Origin of the sequence: Actinomadura viridis (assembly GCF_015751755.1) — a bacterium.
GTDB classification, from domain to species: Bacteria; Actinomycetota; Actinomycetes; order Streptosporangiales; family Streptosporangiaceae; genus Spirillospora; species Spirillospora viridis.
Map to the genome: position 1 here is coordinate 8,146,545 of NZ_JADOUA010000001.1, position 20,095 is coordinate 8,166,639.

General features: G+C 73.4%; 13 protein-coding genes. 8 read left to right on the forward strand and 5 right to left on the reverse strand.

Features of this window, described 5'->3' with window-relative positions:
- The first annotated feature begins 71 nt into the window (after positions 1–71).
- A complete protein-coding gene (locus IW256_RS36960; protein ID WP_197015366.1) occupies positions 72–1,502 on the forward strand; it encodes a family 43 glycosylhydrolase in 1,431 nt (476 codons plus the stop codon).
- A gap of 40 nt (positions 1,503–1,542) precedes the next feature.
- Here the strand turns inward: IW256_RS36960 and IW256_RS36965 are convergent, their stop codons facing one another.
- From IW256_RS36965 to glf, 5 genes are all read right to left on the reverse strand, one after another.
- Positions 1,543–3,045 (reverse strand): sulfatase family protein, encoded by a 1,503-nt coding sequence (locus tag IW256_RS36965; RefSeq protein WP_197015367.1) that lies wholly within the window; start codon positions 3,043–3,045, stop codon positions 1,543–1,545.
- A gap of 8 nt (positions 3,046–3,053) precedes the next feature.
- Positions 3,054–3,830, reverse strand: coding sequence for an ABC transporter ATP-binding protein (locus tag IW256_RS36970; RefSeq protein WP_307829315.1), 777 nt, complete (start codon positions 3,828–3,830; stop codon positions 3,054–3,056).
- An 85-nt stretch (positions 3,831–3,915) separates the two neighbouring features.
- The gene (locus IW256_RS36975) at positions 3,916–4,842 is read right to left on the reverse strand and encodes an ABC transporter permease (RefSeq protein WP_307829316.1); all 927 of its coding nucleotides are present in this window, start codon (positions 4,840–4,842) and stop codon (positions 3,916–3,918) included.
- A gap of 5 nt (positions 4,843–4,847) precedes the next feature.
- Entirely contained in the window at positions 4,848–6,977 is a 2,130-nt protein-coding gene (locus IW256_RS36980; protein ID WP_231404081.1) for a glycosyltransferase, read from the reverse strand.
- Positions 6,974–8,143: a UDP-galactopyranose mutase gene (gene glf, locus IW256_RS36985; RefSeq protein WP_197015368.1), complete on the reverse strand. Its 1,170-nt coding sequence runs from the start codon at positions 8,141–8,143 to the stop codon at positions 6,974–6,976. Before glf ends, IW256_RS36980 begins: the two co-directional genes overlap by 4 nt.
- A gap of 228 nt (positions 8,144–8,371) precedes the next feature.
- On the opposite strand from glf, the gene IW256_RS36990 reads away from it, so the two are divergent.
- The 7 genes from IW256_RS36990 to IW256_RS37020 all read left to right on the forward strand — a co-directional run bounded on the left by IW256_RS36990 (position 8,372) and on the right by IW256_RS37020 (position 20,073).
- Positions 8,372–9,613, forward strand: coding sequence for a hypothetical protein (locus IW256_RS36990; RefSeq protein ID WP_197015369.1), 1,242 nt, complete (start codon positions 8,372–8,374; stop codon positions 9,611–9,613).
- 10 nt (positions 9,614–9,623) lie between these two features.
- A complete protein-coding gene (locus tag IW256_RS36995) occupies positions 9,624–10,808 on the forward strand; it encodes a hypothetical protein (RefSeq protein WP_197015370.1) in 1,185 nt (394 codons plus the stop codon).
- Positions 10,801–11,727 carry a glycosyltransferase gene (locus tag IW256_RS37000; protein WP_197015371.1) on the forward strand — a complete coding sequence of 309 codons (927 nt, stop codon included), beginning with the start codon at positions 10,801–10,803 and terminating at the stop codon, positions 11,725–11,727. Before IW256_RS36995 ends, IW256_RS37000 begins: the two co-directional genes overlap by 8 nt.
- Positions 11,724–12,932, forward strand: a complete 1,209-nt coding sequence (locus tag IW256_RS37005; RefSeq protein WP_231404082.1) for an acyltransferase family protein — start codon at positions 11,724–11,726, stop codon at positions 12,930–12,932. The genes IW256_RS37000 and IW256_RS37005 overlap by 4 nt, the downstream gene beginning before the upstream one ends.
- A gap of 65 nt (positions 12,933–12,997) precedes the next feature.
- The gene (locus IW256_RS37010; RefSeq protein WP_197015373.1) at positions 12,998–14,488 is read left to right on the forward strand and encodes a hypothetical protein; all 1,491 of its coding nucleotides are present in this window, start codon (positions 12,998–13,000) and stop codon (positions 14,486–14,488) included.
- A 162-nt stretch (positions 14,489–14,650) separates the two neighbouring features.
- Positions 14,651–16,990 carry a hypothetical protein gene (locus IW256_RS37015; protein ID WP_307829317.1) on the forward strand — a complete coding sequence of 780 codons (2,340 nt, stop codon included), beginning with the start codon at positions 14,651–14,653 and terminating at the stop codon, positions 16,988–16,990.
- 68 nt (positions 16,991–17,058) lie between these two features.
- On the forward strand, positions 17,059–20,073 hold the full coding sequence (locus IW256_RS37020; RefSeq protein ID WP_197016766.1) for an ATP-binding protein: 3,015 nt from the start codon (positions 17,059–17,061) through the stop codon (positions 20,071–20,073).
- Positions 20,074–20,095: the final 22 nt, after the last annotated feature.

Sequence of the window (20,095 nt, forward strand, 5' to 3'; positions counted from 1 at the left end):
CGCGTTACGGTTGGCTAGTTTGCCCCAGGCCACCCGTGGCGGAGCAAGGATCATCACAAGGGGGTGGTCGGGTGGTCCCGCGACCGTTCCTGGCGCTCGCCACCGGCGCCCTGGTCAGCGTGCTGGTGGCGGTGGTGAGCGCGCTGGCGTCCGCCGTCGTGGACGGCGGCGCGACCGGTGCGCGCCCGTCCCCGCCGGCGCCCTCCGCGCCGCCGGACCCGCCCGCGCGGGAGCCGATGGGCGCCGCCCGTCCCGAGCCCGCCCCCGTGCTGGACGCCGACTTCGCCGACCCCGAGGTGATCAGGGCGGGCGGCGCGTACTACGGCTACGCCACCAACGGCGGCGGCCGGAACGTCCCGGTCGCGACCGCGCCCGCGCCCACCGGGCCGTGGACCCGCACCGGCGGGGACGCGCTGCCCGCGCTGCCGGGCTGGGCCGACCCCGGCCGCACCTGGGCGCCCGACGTGTCGGCCCGCCCGGACGGCTCGTACCTGCTCTACTTCACCGCGGCGCGCAAGGGCACCGACGACCAGTGCATCGGGGCCGCCGTCGCCGCCACGCCGGCCGGGCCGTTCACGCCCGGCTCCGACCCGCTGGTCTGCCGGGACGGCAAGGACGTCATCGACCCCGCCGCGTTCGTCGACACCGACGGCACCCGGTACGTGCTCTACAAGCGGGAGGGCGGCGGGCGGAAGTCGCCCGGCGGGCTGTTCCTGCATCGCACCACTCCCGACGGGACGCGGGCGGCGGGCACGCCCACCCAGATCCTGGCCAAGGGGGACGACGAGCCGAGCCTCATCGAGGCGCCCGCCCTGGTGAGGCAGGGCGGGCGGTACGTGCTGTTCTACGCGGCGGGGGTCTTCTACAGCCCGCAGTACCAGACGCGGTACGCCACGTCCGCCTCGATCACGGGCCCGTACACCAAGGCGCCCCGGCCGCTGCTGTCCACCGAGGGGTACGGGGAGCGCGTCACGGGGCCGGGCGGGGCCGACATCGTCCACGACGGCACGGACTCCCACCTGGTCTTCCACGGCATCACCCGGTTCCGCGGCGGCGAGCACGTCGAACGCGCGATGTACGTCGCGCCGGTGGGGTGGGCCGGCGGGACGCCGGTGGTGCGCGGCAGCCCGGTCCGCTACGAGGCGGAGAACGGCCGGGTGTACGGGGCCAGGGTGCTGCGCGACGTCCCCGGCACCTCGGGGAACGCGGTCGTCGGCTACCTGGACAACGCCCAGTGCCTCATCGATCTCGACGTCTTCGCCCCCGTCGCCGGGGCGTACGAGGTCCGCGTCCGGTACGCCAACCGCACCGGGGGCAACGCGCCCGCCGAGCACACGCTCACCGTCAACGGGGGTGCTCCGGTCGCCGTGCACTACGCGCCCGACCCGTCCGCGAAGTGGCGGGACGTCACGGTCCAGGTCGTCCTGCCCGCGGGATGGAACGTGCTGCGCCTCGCTTACGGCGCCGGCTTCGCCGAGGTCGACCACGTCGACGTGGCGTGAGCGACCTCGGCGACGTGGCGTGAGCGACCCGGCGGGCGGGTCAGGAACGCTGCTCGGCGGTACGGCACGACGCCCCGGCGCACGCCTCCAGCGCGGCGATGAGGTCGGCCAGCCGGTCGCGGCGCGGGATCGGCAGCTCCCCGGCCGTGTTGCGCAGCGAGGACGGATCGAGGCGCAGGTCGTAGTACTCGCGCTCGCCGGCGTCGTACTCCAGGTAGAGCTCACCGGCCGTCCGCACCGCCAGGTAGGACGGGGGGTTGCCCCACCCTCGGCCCGGATAGTCGGGATCGTGCGGGTCGGTGACCGGGCCGGCGTGCTCGATGAGGATCGAGTTGCGCCAGGAGCCGGGCTGCGCGCCGCGCAGGAACGGGACGAGCGACCGGCCGTCCACCGACGGGGAGGTCTTCACGCCGGCCAGCTCCTCGAAGGTCGGCCGCAGGTCGGTGTTGGCGGTGATCTGCCCCACCGCGCGCCCGCGCGGGACGCCCGGCCCGGTGACGATGAGCGGCACCCGCACGTCCACGTCGTAGGCGGTGCCCTTCCCCTCGACCAGGCGGTGCTGGCCCATGTGGAAGCCGTTGTCGGAGCCGAACACGATGTAGGTGTCGCGGTCGAGCCCCCGGTCGGCCAGGGCCTGCTGCACCCGGCCGACCATCTCGTCCACCGCCTGCACCATCCGCACCCGGCCCCGGTACTTGCGGTCGATGGTCGCGATCCCCTTGGGACCGATCTTCGGCCAGGCGTGCATCCAGCCCGGCTTGTCGGAGATGTCGGGCTCGTTGAACGCGGGGCCGCGCGGCGCCCGGACGTCCGGGAAGGCCCCGGCGTGCCGCGGCGCGGGCGTGAACGGCGCGTGCGGGGCGAACGTCGACAGCTTCATCAGGAACGGCCGGTTGGAGGGCGACCTGTTGACGAAGTCCACGGCCTTGTTCGCCAGCACGTCGGTCAGGTAGTCGGCCGGAGTGCTCCCGTACGGGACGGCGCGGCCGTTCTCGCTCAGCGTGTAGTCGTAGTGCTTGTAGCCGAGGCTGGTCGCGTACCACTCGGTCCATCCGGGCGGCACGAACGCGGGCTCCCCCGCCTGGATCTTCGCGGGGTCGTAGCCGTTGAGGTACTTGCCCATCAGGGCGGTGCGGTAGCCCGCCGCCTCCAGGGTCGTGGCGAACGTGTCGCGTTCGCCGCCGTTGGTGTTGAAGCGCTGCCATCCGCCCTTGGGCGGCTCGTTGGTCAGCACCTGCGTGTTGTGGGGGTACCTGCCCGTCAGGATCGTGGCCCGGGACGGGCAGCACAGCGTGTTCGTGACGATGAAGTTGGTGAACGTGACGCCCTGCTCGCGCATCTTCCTGACGCGCGGCATGTAGTCGACGAGGTCCCAGCTGAGGTCGTCGGTCAGGATGAACACGATGTTGGGCTTGGTGCCCTGCGGCGGGGGGCCGCCCCGCGGCGTGCCGGGCGGCTCCTCGCCGACCGCGCACCCGGACAGGACCAGCAGGAACACCGCCAGCGCGGCGCAGCGGCGCAGGGCGGAGGGGAGCGGGAACATGCGCGCCGTCAACCTCCGGCCGGCCCGGCCGGGGGCGCCACGTCCACGTCCGGCTTCTTGCCGGAGCGGCGGCGGGCCTGGCGGTCCTCCCGCCACAGCGCGCCGGCCTCCGCCACGTCGCCATCGAAGATCTTGCGGCCGCCCCTCATCATGACTCCTCGGTCGCACAGCTTGATCAGCATCTGGATGTCATGGGCCACGATCACCATCGTGCGGCCCTCGTCGCGCAGCTCGCGGATCCGTGCCAGGCATTTCTCCCGGAACGGGGGGTCGCCCACGGCCAGCACCTCGTCGATCAGGAAGATGTCCGGTTCGGTGTGGGCGGCGATGGAGAACGCCAGCCGCATGAACATCCCGGACGAGTAGAACTTCACCTGGGTGTCCAGGAACCGCTCCACCCCGGAGAACTCCACGATCGCGTCGAACTTGCTCCGGATCTCGGCTTGGTCCATGCCGAGGATGGCGGCGTTCAGGTACAGGTTCTCGCGGCCGGTCAGGTCCGGGTGCAGGCCCGCCCCCACGTCGATCAGCCCGGCGATCCGGCCGCGCACCCGTACCGAACCCGCGTCGGGGGAGAGCACCCCGGAGATCAGTTTCAGCAGCGTGCTCTTGCCCGACCCGTTCAGCCCCATCAGCGCGACGGTCTCGCCCTGCCGGACGGTGAGGCTGACGTCCTCCAGGGCGTTGAAGGTCTCCGACTGGCTCTGGCGGCGCACCGCCCGCACGGTCATGTCCTTGATGGAGCGGGCGTGCCGGATGGTGAACGTCTTGTTGACGGAGTCCACCACTATCGACTCGTGGGGGGTCTGGAGGGTCTTCCCCTCAGAGTGACGCGCTTCGTGGGGGGTCTGGGGGGTCGGTTCGGCCACGTCACAGCTCCTGGGCGAAACGCTTCTGCAGGGTGGCGAAGGCCCACTGCCCGCTGAGGAAGACCGCGACCGCGAACCCGAGCGACGCCACGGTGTGCGCGCCGAGCGCGGGGACGGGCGGCAGCGCGCCGGGCGCGACCGGTTCCCAGAACGCCCGCTGGAACAGCGAGACGGCGCTGACCAGCGGGTTGGTGAGGTAGACCTGCAGCAGCCAGAGCGGGGCGTGGTCGCGGACATGGGTCCAGGGGTAGATCATCGGCACCGTCCAGGCGACGACGATCATGGTGATGTCCACGACCTGCTCCATGTCGTGGAAGAACACGTTGATCGCCGCGCACAGCAGCCCGAGCCCGATCGCGAACAGGATGACGATGGTCAGGCCCACCGCCGCGCCGGCCAGCCCGGAGAGCGAGGGCCGCCAGCCGTACGACACCGACCCGATGACCAGGATCGCCATCCCCGGGAGGAAGTGCACCAGCGACACCAGCAGCGACGCGGTCGGGAACAGCTCGCGCGGCAGGTACACCTTCCGCACCAGCGGCGCGTTGTGGAGCACCGAGCGGGTCGCCGACTGCAGCGTCTCGGTGAACAGGTTGACCAGCACCATGCCCGAGAAGAGGTAGACCGGGAAGTCCTTGATGACCCGGTCCATGCCCATGAAGACGCCGACCACGAAGAAGTAGACGGCGAAGTACACCGCGGGCCGCACGTAGGACCAGCCGAGGCCGAGCAGGGATCCCTTGTAGCGGGCCTTGAGCTCCCGGCGCACCAGCAGCCGCAGCAGGTAGCGGCGGCGTATCACCTCGGCGAAGCCGCCGCCGCTCGCGGGGTCGCGCAGCTTCGGGACCCGGCCGGTCACCGGGGCCGCCCCGGCGCCCGCCCCGGCCTCCGCCCCGGCGTCCGCGCCGGGGCGGGTGGTGGGGTCCACGGCCGTCACGGGGAACGGCGCGACGCCTCGAAGGTCTCGCGCCACCGCTCCGGAGAAGTCAGCTCACCCATGGCGGAACGGTACTCCTGGCTGAGCCGCGGCCACTCCTTGTACAGCCTGCCGTGCAGGGCGCTGGTGCGCTGCATCAGGGAGCGGAAACGCTTCGGGTCGCGCTGGTACCAGGCGGCGCCGGTGCCGTCGGCCGCCGACACCAGCGCGCTGTCGAACTGCGACAGCTTCCACCAGCGCAGGTCGATGTGCGGGACGAGCGCCTGCGGGTTGCGGAACGCCGCCGCGTCCACCGGCTTCAGCTGCTTGATCCCGCCGACCACCGCGGCCTTGATCATGCCCTTGCGGTCCTTGGGCGGCGCGGCCTCGCGGCCCTTGCGCGGCGGCCTGGACCGCCGGATCGCCGGGAAGTCCTCCAGGTCCTCCTCGTACTTGGCGTCGGTGAACCGCTTCCGGAAGGCCCGGATCTCGCCCATCTTGGTGACGATCGAGGCGTGCATGTGGTCGGGGCCGCGCAGCACGTCCTCGATCGCCATCAGCATCAGCTCGGCGGCCGAGTACTGCATGGCCAGCGCGTGCTTGACGGAGACGAACAGGCTCTCCTTGAGCAGGTTGCCGCCGCGGTCGTAGGGGGAGTGGACCAGCGCCGACACCAGCCGGTTGCGCTCGTGGAAGTACGCCTGCCAGTCGATGGTGTCGTCCTTGTCGTGCCACGGCACGTGCCAGACCGCGACGCCCGGCAGCGAGACCGTCGGGTGGCCGGCGGCCCGTGCCCGCACGCCGTACTCGGCGTCGTCCCACTTGATGAACATGGGCATGGACAGCCCGACGTCCTTGATCACTTCGGTGGGGATCAGGCACATCCACCAGCCGTTGTAGTCCACGTCGATGCGGCGGTGCAGCCAGTGCGTCTCGCGCATCCGGTGGTAGCCGAAGTCGTGCCCGTGGAAGGTGTGCGGGGCCGGGCCCCAGAACCACCGGTACGGGGCGAGCGTCTCGCCGTAGGCGTGCAGCACCGACCGGTCGTACAGGCTGAACATGTGCCCGCCGACGATGGTCGGCTTGCGGGTGAGGTCGCCGAACGTGACCGCGCGCAGGATGCCCTCGGGCTCGGTCACCACGTCGTCGTCCAGCAGCAGCACGTAGTCGCTGGTCCCGGCCCGGACGGTCTCGTCCATCGCGCGGGCGAAGCCGCCGGAGCCGCCCAGGTTGCCCTGGTCGATGACGCGGAGCCGGCCCTCCAGGGCCTTGGCTGCGTCGGGGAAGCCGGGATGGTCCTCGACCCGCCGGTCGCCCTGGTCGATCACGAAGATCTCGTCGATGACCTCCAGGACCTCGGTGGCCCGGCCGAGCGCGATCAGCTGCTCGACGCAGAAGTCGGGCCGGTTGTAGGTGGTGATCCCGATGCTGGTGCGGCCCCGCCCGTTGCGGCCGGGCAGCGTGTCGGTCTCGGCGCACCACTCGGCCCGCTCCAGCACGGCCGGGCTCTCCCCGGCCACCAGCTCGAACCAGTACCAGCCGCCGTCGACGAACGGCTTGAGCGGCAGGGTGAAGAGCCGTTCCTCGGTGGCGGCCGAGTGCACCTCGTGCGACTCCAGCCGCTGCGAGTGGCCCTTGGAGTTGGACCGGTAGACCAGGATCTTCGCGTCGCCGCGGACCCGTACCCGGAGCACGACCTCCTCCAGCCGGGTCCAGCGCCGCCAGTAGCTGGCCGGGAAGGCGTTGAAGTAGGTCAGGAACGAGACGCGGCGCCCGGCGGGCACCACGACCCGGCGCCGGTCGGACGCGCCGCCCGGGCCGTCGTCCTCGTCGTCGCGGTCGGAGCCGTCCCAGTGCTCGGCGGGCTGGAACTCGGCCGTCGCCCCCGTCCCGGACGCGGCGCCCGGCACCGGCTCGGCCCCCGGCACCGGCTCGGCGCCCGGCTGGGACCCCGGCTCAGGGGCGTGCTCACCGTGCGGGCCGTCCTGGCCGGCGTCCCGGGCGCGGACGATGTTGCCCTCGAGGTAGAGCTTGAGGATGTCCTGGTCGCGGTCGACCGGCATGACGACGCGGTGCAGCACCCGCAGCCCGCCGTTCCCGGGGCTCCCGGTGCCCGCGGCTCCCCCGGCGGTCGTGTCCGTGGTCAATCGTCCGTCCCTCCGCTGACGAGCCGGGCCCCTCCGGTGAAGTGGGGCCGCAGCCTGTTGTCGACCATGTTGAGCGCGCTGGCGATGGCCATGTGCATGTCGAGGTACTTGTAGGTGCCCAGGCGCCCGCCGAACAGGACCCCGTCCTCCCGCCCGGCCATCGCCCGGTAGCGCAGCAGCCGGGCGCGGTCCTCGGCGGTGTTGATCGGGTAGTACGGCTCGTCGCCGCGCCCGGCGAACCGCGAGTACTCCCGCATGATGACGGTCCTGTCGGCGGGGTAGTGGTCCCGCTCGGGATGGAAGTGCCGGAACTCGTGGATACGGGTGTAGGGGACGTCCTCGTCGGCGTAGTTCATCACCGGGGTGCCCTGGAAGTCGCCGGTCGGCTTGACCTCCAGCTCGAAGTCCAGGGTGCGCCAGCCCAGCTCGCCCTCGGCGAACCCGAAGTAGCGGTCCAGCGGCCCGGTGTAGACGACGGGGACGGCGCCGACCACGTCGTCCCGCAGGTCGTGGAAGTCGGTGCCGAGGCGGACCTCGATGCGCGGGTGGTCGGCCATCCGCTCCAGCCAGGCGGTGTAGCCGTCGACCGGGAGCCCCTCGTAGGTGTCGTTGAAGTACCGGTTGTCGAAGGTGTACCGCACCGGCAGCCGGGCGATGATCTCGGCGGGCAGCTCGCGCGGGTCGGTCTGCCATTGTTTCGCCGTGTACCCGCGGATGAACGCCTCGTACAGCGGGCGCCCGATCAGCGAGATCGCCTTCTCCTCCAGATTCGCCGGGTCGGTCACCTCGGCCGCCTGCGAGGCCACCAGGGCCCGCGCCTCGTCCGGCGTGAACGATCGTCCGAAATAGGAGCAGATCGTGCCGAGGTTGATCGGCATCGAATGGACCCGGCCCTTGAAGGTGGAGAACACCCGGTGCTGGTAGCCGGTGAACGCGGTGAACCGGTTGGCGTACTCCCACACCCGTTCGTTGGACGTGTGGAAGAGGTGCGCGCCGTAGCGGTGGATCTCGATGCCGGTCTCCGGCTCGGGCTCGCTGTAGGCGTTCCCGCCGATGTGGTCGCGGCGTTCCAGGACCAGGACCCGCAGTCCCAGTTCGGACGCGCAGCGTTCGGCGACGGTCAGGCCGAAGAAGCCGGAACCGGCCACTACAAGATCAACATTCATCGAGGCAACCCCGGGGGACGACGGCGCCGGGCCCGTTCTCTGCGAGAGTGCCATGCTGGGACGTGACCTGGTGCTGTTCGGGAGCGGGCGGCTGTTGCCAAGAACGGGACTTAAAGGGCAAGTGCGCAGCTAAGATACCCGCTGGCCGATCCTCGCGCGGACCGTTCCCCGGCGATGGTGACCCACATCCCGTTCCGCGACCCCCTCGACCCCCATGGGTGGTGATCCTTGACCCCCGTCGTGTACGTGCACGTGGGCGCGCCCAAGAGCGGCACCACCTACCTCCAGAACGTCATGTGGCACAACCGGGACGTCCTGGCCGGGCACGGGCTGCTCTATCCGGGCGACGAGCCCTCGGCCCACGTCTGGGCGGCGTTCGACCTGCGCGGGGCGTTCTTCGACGGCCACGACGACCCGGTGACGCGCGGGGCCTGGGCCCGCATGGTGGAGGAGATCCGCGCCTGGGACGGCCCGGCCGCCCTCATCTCGCAGGAGCTGCTCAGCGCGGCGACCCCCGCGCACGTCGCGCGCGCCCTGGCCGACCTCGGCTTCGCCGAGGTCCACCTCGTCTACACCGCCCGCGACCTGGCACGGCAGATCCCGGCGCACTGGCAGGAGGACGTCAAGAACCGCCTGACCATGACGTTCGGCGAGTTCGTGACCGGGCTGCGCGACCCGGGCGCCGCGCGTTCGCGGTGGGTCCGGGAGTTCTGGCGGATGCAGGACGCCGCCGCCGTCCTCGAACGCTGGGGCGAGGGGCCCGCCGGGCGGATCCCGCCCGAGCGCGTGCACGTGGTGACCCTCCCGCCGCCGGGGGCGCCCACCGAACTGCTGCTGGAACGCTTCTGCGCGGTCCTCGGCGTGGACCCGTCCGGGCTGGACACCTCGCAGGTCTTCGCCAACCCCTCGCTCGGGGTCGCCGAGACCGAGCTGATCCGCCGGATCAACCTGGCCACCCGCGGGTCCGTCGAATGGCCCGTCCACGACGTGTTCGTCAAGCACGACCTCGCCCAGTCGGTGCTGACCGCCCGGAAGGGCGCGACCCGGATCCGGCTGCCCGAGACGTACCTGCCCTGGGTCCTGGAACGTTCGCGGCGGCTGGCCGGCGCCCTGCGCGAGGCGGGCTACCGGGTCGAGGGCGACCTGGACGAGCTGCTGCCCGCCCCCGCGAACCCGCCCGCCGCCTCCGACCCGGGGCGCGTCCCCGAGGAGGAGGTGCTGGACGCCGCCGTGGACGCGCTCGCGCAGCTGCTGCGGCAGTGCGCCTTCCACCGCCGGGAGGATCCGGGCGAGGCCGGGTCCGCCGACCTCATGGAGGAGCAGGTCGCCCTGCTCAGCGAGGCGGCCGGCGATCTGGTGGAGATGTCGGTGTCCCCGGTGAAGAAGGCCGTCCGGACGCTGAGCGAGCGCAACCGCCTCGTCATGAGCGCCCGCGTGGCCTACTGGCGGCTCGCCGAGACACGGAAGTGAGACTGACCCCATGAGCCAGGACAAGCAGATCTTCCTGCACATCGGAGCGCCGCTGGTGGGAGCCGGGGCCGTGCAGGAGGCGCTGTGGCACCACGGCCCGGCGCTGGCCGAGCACGGGATCCGCTATCCCCTCGAAGACCCCCACCAGCATTTCGCCGCGACCATGGACCTGCGCGAGATGTCCTGGGGCGGCCACCGCGACCCCGCCTGGATCGGCGTGTGGGACCGGCTGGCCGAGCGGGTGCGCGCGTGGGACGGCGGACGCGTGGTGCTGTCCCAGGAACTGCTGGGCGGCGCCACCGCGGCCCAGGCCCGGCGGGCGGTCGAGTCGTTCGGGCCGGGCGAGGTGCACATCGTCTTCACCGCCCGGGACCTGGCCCGGCAGATGGCCGCCGACTGGCAGGAGCACGTCAAGCACGAGCACACCGTGACGTTCGACGAGTTCGTCGACGACCTGGTGATGAAGGGGATCGACGCGCCCCCTCCGTTCGGCGAGATGTTCTGGGGCCTGCACGACCCGGTCCGGGTGCTGCGCGCCTGGGGCGCGGCGGTGCCGCGCGAGCGGGTGCACGTGATCGTCGCCCCGCGGGGCGGGCCGGGCCGGTCCGGCGGCGCCGGCCTCTGGGCCCGCTTCGCGGAGCTGACCGGGATCGCGCCGGAGTGGTGCGACCTCGCGGCGGTGCACGAACCGGAGCCGCTGGGCCTGGCCGAGGCGGAGCTGCTGCGCCGGGTCAACGAGCGGCTCGATTTCGCGCTGGGCGGCGACTACGAGCCGCTGGTCCGCCGTCACCTGGCCAACGGCCTGCTGGCCGCGCGGACCGGCGGGACCGAGATCGTCCTGCCGGTCCGGCACCACCCGTGGATGCGCACCCGGTCCCGGGAGCTGATCGAGGGACTGGACGCGGCCGGCTACGACGTCATCGGCGACCTGGCCGACCTGATGCCCGACTTCGTCAACATGGCCCCGGCCGGTCCCGCCGAGCCGTCCGCGCTGACCGACGCGGCGGTCGAGGTGATCGAGGCGCTGCTGCGCGACCTGGCCCGGTCCCGCGAGCGCGCCCAGATCGCCGAGATCAACCACGAGCTGGCCCAGGTCCGCGAGCAGCTCGCCCGGCTGACCGCGCTGCCCCCCACCCGGCCCTCGGTGATGCGCCGGTCGTCCGGCCGGTCCCGGGGGAGCCGCGGCCGTGGATGAGGCGGGCGGCGCCGCGCCCCGCGTCATCGCCGTCGTCGTCACCTACAACCGGCGCGACCTGCTGGTGGAGGCGCTGACCGCGATCCGGGCGCAGACCCGGGTCCCCGACGCCGTCATCGTCGTCGACAACGCCTCCTCCGACGGCACCGCCGCCCTCGTCCGGGACCGGTTCGGCGAGGTGGAGCTGCTGTCCCTGCCCCGCAACACCGGCGGCGCCGGCGGGTTCGCCGCGGGACTCGGCCTGGCGCTGGAACGCGGCGCCGGCCTGGTCTGGCTGATGGACGACGACACCGTGCCCGAGCCCGGCGCGCTGGCCGCGCTCCTGGACGCCCGCGACCGGGTGCCCGGACCGCCCGCGCTGGTCGCCAGCCGGGTCGTGTGGACCGACGGCCGCGACCACCCGATGAACACCCCGCGCCGCAAGCCCCGGGCCGGCCGGGCCGAGGCGGAGGCGGCCGAGGCGGCCGGCTGCGTCCCGATCCGCTCGGCGTCCTTCGTCTCGGTCCTGGTCGAGGCGGCGGCCGTCCGGGAGCGGGGGCTGCCCGTCGCCGACTACTTCCTCTGGAACGACGACTTCGAGTTCACCACCCGTCTCCTGCGCGGCCGGGCGGGCGTGCTGTGCCCCGGCAGCGTGGTGGTGCACAAGACCAGGACGTTCGGGTCGACCGACGTGGATCCGGGGGAGCGGTTCTTCTACGAGGTCCGCAACAAGGTCTGGCTGTTCACCCGAAGTCCGGGCCTGGCCCCCGGCGAGCGCGTACTCTACGGTGGCTCGACCGCCCGACGATGGACCGTGACCTTCGTACGCTCCCAGGACCGGGCCGTCCTGCGCCGGGGGCTCCTCCGCGGCCTGGCCGCGGGGCTGCGCGCGGGCCCGCGTCCCAACGACGAAGCCCTCGGAGACCCGGATATCCGATGAACCCGCCAGCTCCCCCCGCCCACCCCCCGGCCGCCCCCGCCCGTCCCGCGCCCGCGCCCGAGAGAGCGTCCGCGCCGAAGCACGCGATGCCCGCCCCGGGCGCCCTCCCGGCCGTCCCCGCCGGCCGCTCCCAGTCCCGGCTGCGGGAGCTGGACCTGCTGCGCTTCATCGCCGCCGCGGTGGTGATGATCTACCACTTCACCGGGGTGCCGACCGGGGCCTGGGGGCAGGACGCGCGCACGCTCTTCCACGAGATCTCCATGGTCACCCGCGAGGGCCTGCTCGGGGTGGAGCTGTTCTTCCTGATCAGCGGGTTCGTGATCCTGATGAGCGTGTGGGGACGGCAGGTGGGCGACTTCGCCGTCTCCCGGATCACCCGGCTGTTCCCGGCGTACTGGTTCGCGGTCACCCTCGGCCTGGTCATCTTCCTGGTCACCGGCATCCACTCGGGGACCACCGGTGAGCTGGGCGTGGCGCGCAGCTACCTGCCCAACCTCACCATGCTCCAGGACGGCTGGCACGTTCCCAAGATCGAGGTGCTGTACTGGACGCTCTGGACCGAGCTGCACTTCTACGTGCTGATCGCGATCCTGGCGGCGGTCGGGCTCAGCTACGCCCGCTGCGTGATCTTCATGACGGCCTGGCTGCTGGCGGCGGCGTTCGCGGTCGAGGGCGGCGGCAAGATGATCAACACGCTGCTGATCTCGGGCTGGGCGCCGTTCTTCATCGCGGGCATGGCCTTCTACCTGATCCACCGGTTCGGCTCGAACCTGATCCTGTGGCTGATCGTGCTCGGCTGCTACGGGCTGAGCACCCACTTCTCGGTGGAACGGCCGGACGAGCCGTTCAAGTGGCCCGGCGTCGACGAGTGGCTGATCCCGACGATCCTGGCGGTGCTGTTCCTGGTGATGGGGCTCGTCGCGACGGGGAGGCTGCGCTGGCTGAGCTGGCGCGGCTTCACGGTCATGGGGGCCCTGACCTACCCGCTCTACCTCATGCACGAGACGGTGTCGCGGCCCCTGATCAGGACGCTGTTCCCGTACTACTCCAAGTGGACGGTCCTGGCCCTCGCGATCGCCACGTCGGTCGCCGCGTCGTACCTGGTCTACAAGCTGGTGGAACTGCCGGCCCAGCGGGTGCTGAGGCCGCGGCTCAAGGCGGCGCTGGCGCAGATCCGCTCCGGCGACGGGGGCCTGAAAGCCTGACCGGATAGGGGAAAACGGTCCTTCCGGCTGGTGCCGCGGAGGGGTGGCGCCATATCCTGCGCCGAATGCCTCCCCCCGGTTCCCGCCTCCGGGCCTTCGCCGTCGCGCACTGGCCGTTCCTGATCCTGTTCCTCATCGGCGCCGTGCTGCGCGTGCTCACCGTGCTCGGCTACCGGTGGGCGATGTGGTTCCCCGACTCCTTCGAGTACATCGCCGGGGCGCTGGAGCCGACCCCCTCGCCGGCCCGCCCGGCGGGCTACTCCCTGTTCCTGCGGGCGCTCCTGCCGTTCCACAGCTTCGAGCTGGTGATCGTGCTGCAGCACCTGCTCGGGCTCGGCGTGGCCACGGCGGTGTACGTGCTGCTGCGCAAAAGGTTCGGCCTGCCCGGCTGGGGCGCGGCCCTCGCGGCGGCGCCCGTCCTGCTGGACGCGTACGAGATCCAGCTCGAGCACATGGTCATGTCCGACACGCTGTTCACCGCGCTGGTGGTGGGGGCGGTCACCGTGGCGCTCTGGAGGCCGGTCCCCGGGCCGCGCGCCGCGGCGGCGGCCGGGCTGCTGCTCGCGCTGGCCGCCCTGACCCGCTCGGTGGCGCTGCCGCTGCTCGTCCTCCTCCTGGGCTACCTGGTGATCCGCCGGGCCGGATGGCGGGCGCTGGCGCTGGGGGCGGCGGGCGCGGCGGTGCCGCTGGCGCTGTACGCGACGTGGTTCCACTCCGAGCACGACCGGTTCGCGCTGACCAACAGCAGCGGGATCTTCCTCTACAGCCGCGCCATGACGTTCGTCGACTGCGCCGAGTTCGACCCGCCCGAGCGGGAGCGGCCCCTGTGCCCCCGGCTGCCGCCCGAGAAGCGCCCGGCCTCGCACTACTACGTCTGGAGCGGCAAGGCGGTGCTGCGCAGCGATCCCCGCCTGCCGCCCTGGTTCTCCGCCGAGCAGGAGGCGCTGGCCCGCGACTTCGCCGTGCGGGCGATCCGCGCGCAACCGGGCGACTACGCGGCGGCGGTCTGGGAGGAGATGCGCCTCGGCTTCTCCTGGACGCGGCCGGTCTTCCCGGACAGGAAGACGGTCGGCTACTACCGGTTCGGCACCGAGGAGACGCCGCTGCCGCGGTTCGTGAAGGTGGACGTGCCCGACTACGACCCGGGGCGGGCCGAGACGCGGATCGTCGAGCCGTACGCCGGGTTCCTGCGCGGCTACCAGGACCACGTGTACATGCGCGGCACGCTCCTCACCGGGCTGCTGGCCCTCGGCCTGGTGGCGGTCGCGGCCGGATGGCGGCGGCGCGGCGGGCCCGCGCTCCTGCCGTGGAGCCTGGCGCTGGCGATGACCGTGATCCCGCCCGTCACCGTGATGTTCGACTACCGGTACCAGCCACCGGTGATCCCCCTCGCGTGCGTGGCGGCGGCGCTGGCCGTCCCGCGGCGGGTCCGTCCCGGCGGGGCGGCCGACGACGTCGCGGCCGCCTCGGAGGCTTCGGAGGCTTCGGAGGCTTCGGGGAACGGCCGGAAGCGGCCATCGGACCCCGGCCCGGTGCCCGATCTTTCCGCCGGGTGACCTTGATGACCGATATGACGTTCAAAGTGGGGCATTGGTGCCACTGTTCGGTTGAAGAGGGCGCGTAAATCTCAGATCCTCTTTACTCTGTGCGGTGTAGGAAACCAACAACCCCACCCCCAGGCGTTCCATACCTACTCGTAACACCCAGGGGTCTCACGAGTGACGGACAAGGCGAGCGGGCCCGCGATGGCGCGGTTCGTCCAGGCCGACCGCGTGTACGTCGGCTGGCGCTACGCACAAATGCATCCCGACCCGGGCCCGCCGCCCGGGCGGCCGGAGCCGCCGGAGCCCGCGCAGGCGCCGCCGCTCGAACGGCGGCCGGGCGAGTACCTGGCGGGCCGCCCGCTGCGCATCGCGGCGGCGGGCGGGGGCGTCGGCATGGCCCTCTTCCTGCTGTGCGGGCTCGTCGGCGTGCTGCCGTGGGCGTTCGCCGCGGTGGCGATGGTCGCCTGCGCGATCGTGCTCGGCATCACCGGCTACGCGCTCTGGCAGGACGAACTCGCCGTACGGGCGCGGCTGGCCCAGGAGCGCACCCGGTCCGAGCGGCTCCGGGCCGCCTGGCAGCGTGAGCGCGACGCCGCCGAGACGGCCTACCTCGCCGCCTACCGCGACTGGGAGAGCAGGCAGCGCGCCTACGCGGGCCAGCGCGAGTGGTACCCCGTCGCCGTACCGCCCGACGTGGACCGGGTCGACGTGGTGGGCGGCACGCTGGCGGGCTGGTCGGCCGCGGTCACCACGATGGGCGCGGCCCGGCTCGCGGCGGGCGCCCGGCTGACCGTGATCGACCTCTCCGAGGGCGCGGTCGCGCACGACCTGCTCCGCCTGGCCGCCGCGCGCGGCGACGACCCGCTGGTGTGGGTGCTGCCCGCCGACCTGCCGCGGCTGGACGCCACCCGGGGGCTCGGCCGCGAGGCCCTGGCCGACGTGCTGTCGCTGGTGGTGAGCGCGGGTGAGGAGCAGAGCGGCACCCGCGACCTCTCGTTCGACAACTCCATCCTGGAGCGGATCATCGAGGTGCTCGGCGAGGGCGCCACGATCCCGCGGATCACCGCGGCGCTGCGGGTCCTGGCCCAGGTCGGCGATCCGCGCGACGACCTGCGCAAGGGGCTGCTCACCGACGCCCAGCTGGAGCGCATCACGACCCTGTTCGGCCGGGGCGCCGCCGACCGGATCGTCGTCCGGCGGGCCTGGGCGCTGGAGGCGCAGCTGCGCAAGCTGGAGAGGCTCGCCGCCGAGCCGGTGCGGCTGCCGCCCTCACGGCTGCACGTGGTCTCCATGGACCGGCGGGCCGGGGTGCTCACCAACCGGGTGCTCGGCACCTACGTCACCACCGCCCTCACGCACCGCATCCGCGAGGCGCCGCCCGGGGGACGCTGGGACCACACGCTGTTCCTGTGCGGGGCCGAGAAGCTGCGCGGCGACGTGCTGGACCGGCTGATCGACGCCTGCGAGGCCGCCGGCACGGGCCTGGTGCTGCTGTACCGGTCCATCCCGCCGCACGTCCGCGAACGGCTCGGCCGCCGCGGCCACGCCGCCGTCGGGTTCATGCGGCTGGGCAACCCCGAGGACGCCCGGATCGCCGCCGAGCACATCGGCGCCGACCAGCCGCTGCTGGTCGCCGAGATCACCGACGCGGCCGGCGTCTCGCTGGCGGACGTGGCCGGGGAGAGCTACGCCAGCACGGTCGCCTACGCCCGGTCCCGCGGCGACGAGCTGACCGAGCCGGTGTGGTCGCCGCTGCCCGCGCCGGCCGCCGACGACTCCACGCTGGTCGAGGGGATCAGCTCCGCCACCGACTGGGGGCGCAGCCTGGCCGCCACCGAGGACCGGCGCCGGGACGAGGGCGGCGAGCTCAAGCAGCGCTTCCGGGAGCTGCTGGTCGAGCCGCCGCAGTTGCAGGAGCTGCCGGCCACCGCGATGGTCTTCACCCACGCCGGCGCGACCGGCCGTCGCGTCCTGCTGGTCGACGCCAACCCGGGCATCATCACGCTGCCGACCGCGCACTCCATGGAGTTCGAGGAGTACCTCCGCCTGCAGAAGCAGGGCGGCGAGCGGGCGAACGGGACGGCCGGCGGCTCCGGGGCCGGTGGTGCGGTGAACGGCACGCCCCCTCCCGGCGGCACGGTCACCGCCCGGATCGGCGACGGCGACCCGAACGGTGACCCGAGCGGCGACCCGAGCGGCGACGCGAACGGCGACGGGGACGGCGACGGCGAGAGAGACGCGAACGCCGACGGCGACGCGAGCGGCGACGGCGAGGAAGGCGTGAGCGGCGACGACGTGAGGGGTAACGGCGGCCGTGACGCCGGCGACGCGAGCGGCGAGGCCCGGCCGCTGCCCGCACCCACGGGCCAGCGGTCGGCGGGCTTCCCCTGGACGTCCCGTGCCCGGCACGCCCTCCCGCGCGGCGCCGGCCCGCGCGGCCCGGGCGGGCGCGGCACCCGCCGCGTCCCGCCGATGAAACCGAACGGCAAGCACGCCGCCGACCCGCCGCCCTGAGTGCCCGTCCTGGACCTTGCCACCCGGTGGCGCGCGGGCCATCGGGAGGAAAGGATGCCTGGGTGACCATGCCCCCGCACCTGAACAGCCCCTCGCCCCAGCCCGTCCTGCCGGGCCCCTGGTACCGGATCCAGGCCGTCCCCGCGCCGGACCGGCCCGCGTCGGCGGAGTGGGACTTCGTCAGCGTGCTGCCCGCCGCCCTCTCGGCGGCCCGGCGGGGGCGCCCGTTCGTGGTCGGCTGGCTCTCCCCGGGCGGCGGCGCCCCGCTCGAACTGATCACCAACGCGGGCCCGGCCGGCCCCGGCGCGGGCCGGCAGGGCCTGCTGTTCCCCAGCGGGGCGCGCGGCGTGCCGATCGGCGAACGGTGGCTGCGGCAGGCCGAGCGGATGGTGTGGACGCGGTGCCCGGGCCGCCTGGCCCCGCAGGTCGGGCGGGCCGAGGCCGGGACGAGCCTGTTCGAGTCCACGCTGGTCACGCTGATGGAACGGCCGTTCGGCTGGTTCGTGGTCGCCGAGCCGTGCGACGAGCGCCGGCTCGACATGGAGATGCGCGAGCTGCACCACGAGCTGCGGATGCTGCGGCGCGGCGAGGACGAGCAGGCCCGGCTGGCGGTGGCCCGCGCCGACCGGCGGCTGGCCGAGCTGGACGCCTTCCGCGAGGCCGGGCTGTGGCGGGTGCGGGTGCTGGCCGGTGCCGCCGACGCCGCCGAGCTGGGCCAGATCGCGCCGGTCCTGGTCGGCTCGATGGAGCTGGGCCACCATCCGTACCGGCTCCGGTCCGGGTACGGGAGCGCCCCGTTCGCCGAGGCGCTGCGCGCCGACCCGGCGCCCGCCCCGTCCCGCTCCGTGGTGGAGCCCGAGCAGGGCTACCCGTTCGTCGCCACCGCCGGGGCCCTGGCCGCGCTCGCCGGCCTGCCGCGCCGCGAGGTGCCCGGGCTGCGCGTCCTGGACGCCGGCTACTTCGACGTGACGTCCGAGACCGAGGAGCCCGCCCCCGGCTCCCCGGCGGACGCGGCGGCGGGGAGCCGGGCGGACGAGGCCGGCCCGGCCGGCGGGCCGCCGCTGGAGCTGGGCGCCATCCTGGACGGGCAGGACCGCGAGGTCGGCCGGCTCACCGTGCCCCGTTCCACGATCAACCGGCACGTGTTCGTCACCGGCGCCACCGGGGCGGGCAAGTCGCAGACCGTGCGGCACCTGCTGGAGCAGCTGACCCGGGCGGGCATCCCCTGGCTGGCGATCGAGCCCGCCAAGTCGGAGTACGCGGCGATGGCCGGCCGCATCCGCGACCTGGGCGGCCCGGTCACCGTGGTCAACCCCTCCGACCCGGCCTCGGTGCCGCTGTCGGTCAACCCGCTGGCGCCCGAGCCCGGCTACCCGGTGCAGGCGCACATCGACATGGTCCGGGCGCTGTTCCAGGCGGCCTTCGACGCCGAGGAGCCGTTCCCGCAGATCATGGCGCAGGCCCTGCAGCGGGTGTACGAGGCCAACGGCTGGGACGTGGTCACCGGCGGCGGCGTCCCCGGCTCGCTGATCGAGCCCGCCGTCCCGACCCTGGAGCAGCTCCAGCACGCCGCCCTCCAGGTCATCGGCGACGTCGGGTACGGGCGGGAGCTGATGGCCGACGTGCAGGGCTTCGTGGACGTCCGGCTGCGGTCGCTGCGGATCGGGTCGGCCGGCCGGTTCTTCGAGGGCGGGCACCCGGCCGACATCGGCGGGATGCTCCGCGACAACATCGTGCTGGCCATCGAGGACGTCGCCAACGACGAGGACAAGGCGTTCCTGATGGGCACGCTGATCATCCGGATCGTGGAGCACCTGAGGATGCGCGAGCGGCGGCGCGAGCCGGGAGCGGGCGGCGTGGTGCCCGGCCTGCGGCACGTCATCGTGATCGAGGAGGCGCACCGGCTGCTGCGCAACCGGGGACCCGAGCGCACCAGCTCGCACGCGGTGGAGCTGTTCGCCGGGATGCTCGCGGAGATCCGCGCATACGGCGAGGGCATCATCGTGGCGGAGCAGATCCCCACCAAGCTGGTCCCGGACGTGATCAAGAACACCGCGCTCAAGGTCGTCCACCGGCTGCCCGCGTTCGACGACCGCCACCAGGTCGGCGCGGCCATGAACCTGGACGAGGACCAGTCCCGCGCGGTGGTGTCGCTGCGGCCCGGTGTGGCCGCGGTGTTCGCGGACGGGATGGACCGCCCGCTGCGGGTGCGGATCCCGCTGGGCGAGGGCCGGGAGGCGGTGCTGCCCGGCCCGCCGCCACCGGTCGACGGGCGCCGCTCGGCCGCGTGCGGGTGCGAGTGCCGTTCGGGCCGTGCCTGCACGCTGTACGAGCTGCGCGAGGCGGACCTGCTGGCCGGCCATCCCGACTGGGCCTGGTTGCGGCTGTGGGCCGACACGCTCGTGCTGGCCCATGTCGTGAACCGGCCGCTGCCCGCCGTGCCGGTGGAGCTGGGCCGCGCCTGGTCCCGCCTCGCCCCGCGGTTGCGCGAGTGCACGCTGGCGACCGTCCTGGAGCGGGCCGTCGCACGGCGTTCCTGGGCGCTCCGGCACGCCTTCCCGCCCGCCGAGCTGACGGCCGCCGTGGCCGACGTCGCCCAGCGGCTCCTGGCGGGCGAGAACGGTGCCCGGCACCCTTTGACGGGCACCCTTCCAGGGCCGGTCTGGGTGATCCCGCAGGTGCGGTGGCTCCACGAGCTGGAGAGCCTCTTCCCCTACGGTGCCGGGGCGCCCGACAAGCACGCGCCCGCGCCGCCCCTGGAGTACCAGCTGCCCGGCTTGAAGCAGCCCCCGCAGCCCAAGCTCGGCCACCGCCTCCGCGCCCTGCGCCGCCACCCGCTCTCCATGGAGCTGGAACGGAACCGTCCCATCGCCCTCACGGCCCTGGGCGGCGATGACGGCCACGCGGCCTTCTCCAAGGACCTCTCGGTCGTCGCGATCGGGCTGGACGAGGACGACCGGGTCGCCGACGTCGCCCGGACGATGTCCGTGGAGTCCTGGCTGGAGCCGGTGCTGAGCTGGCCGGACCGCCTCATCCTGCCGTTCGAGGACCCCTCCCGCGGCCTGCCCTTCCTGAGCGGCTGACCGGGGCCGTGGGGACGCGCGG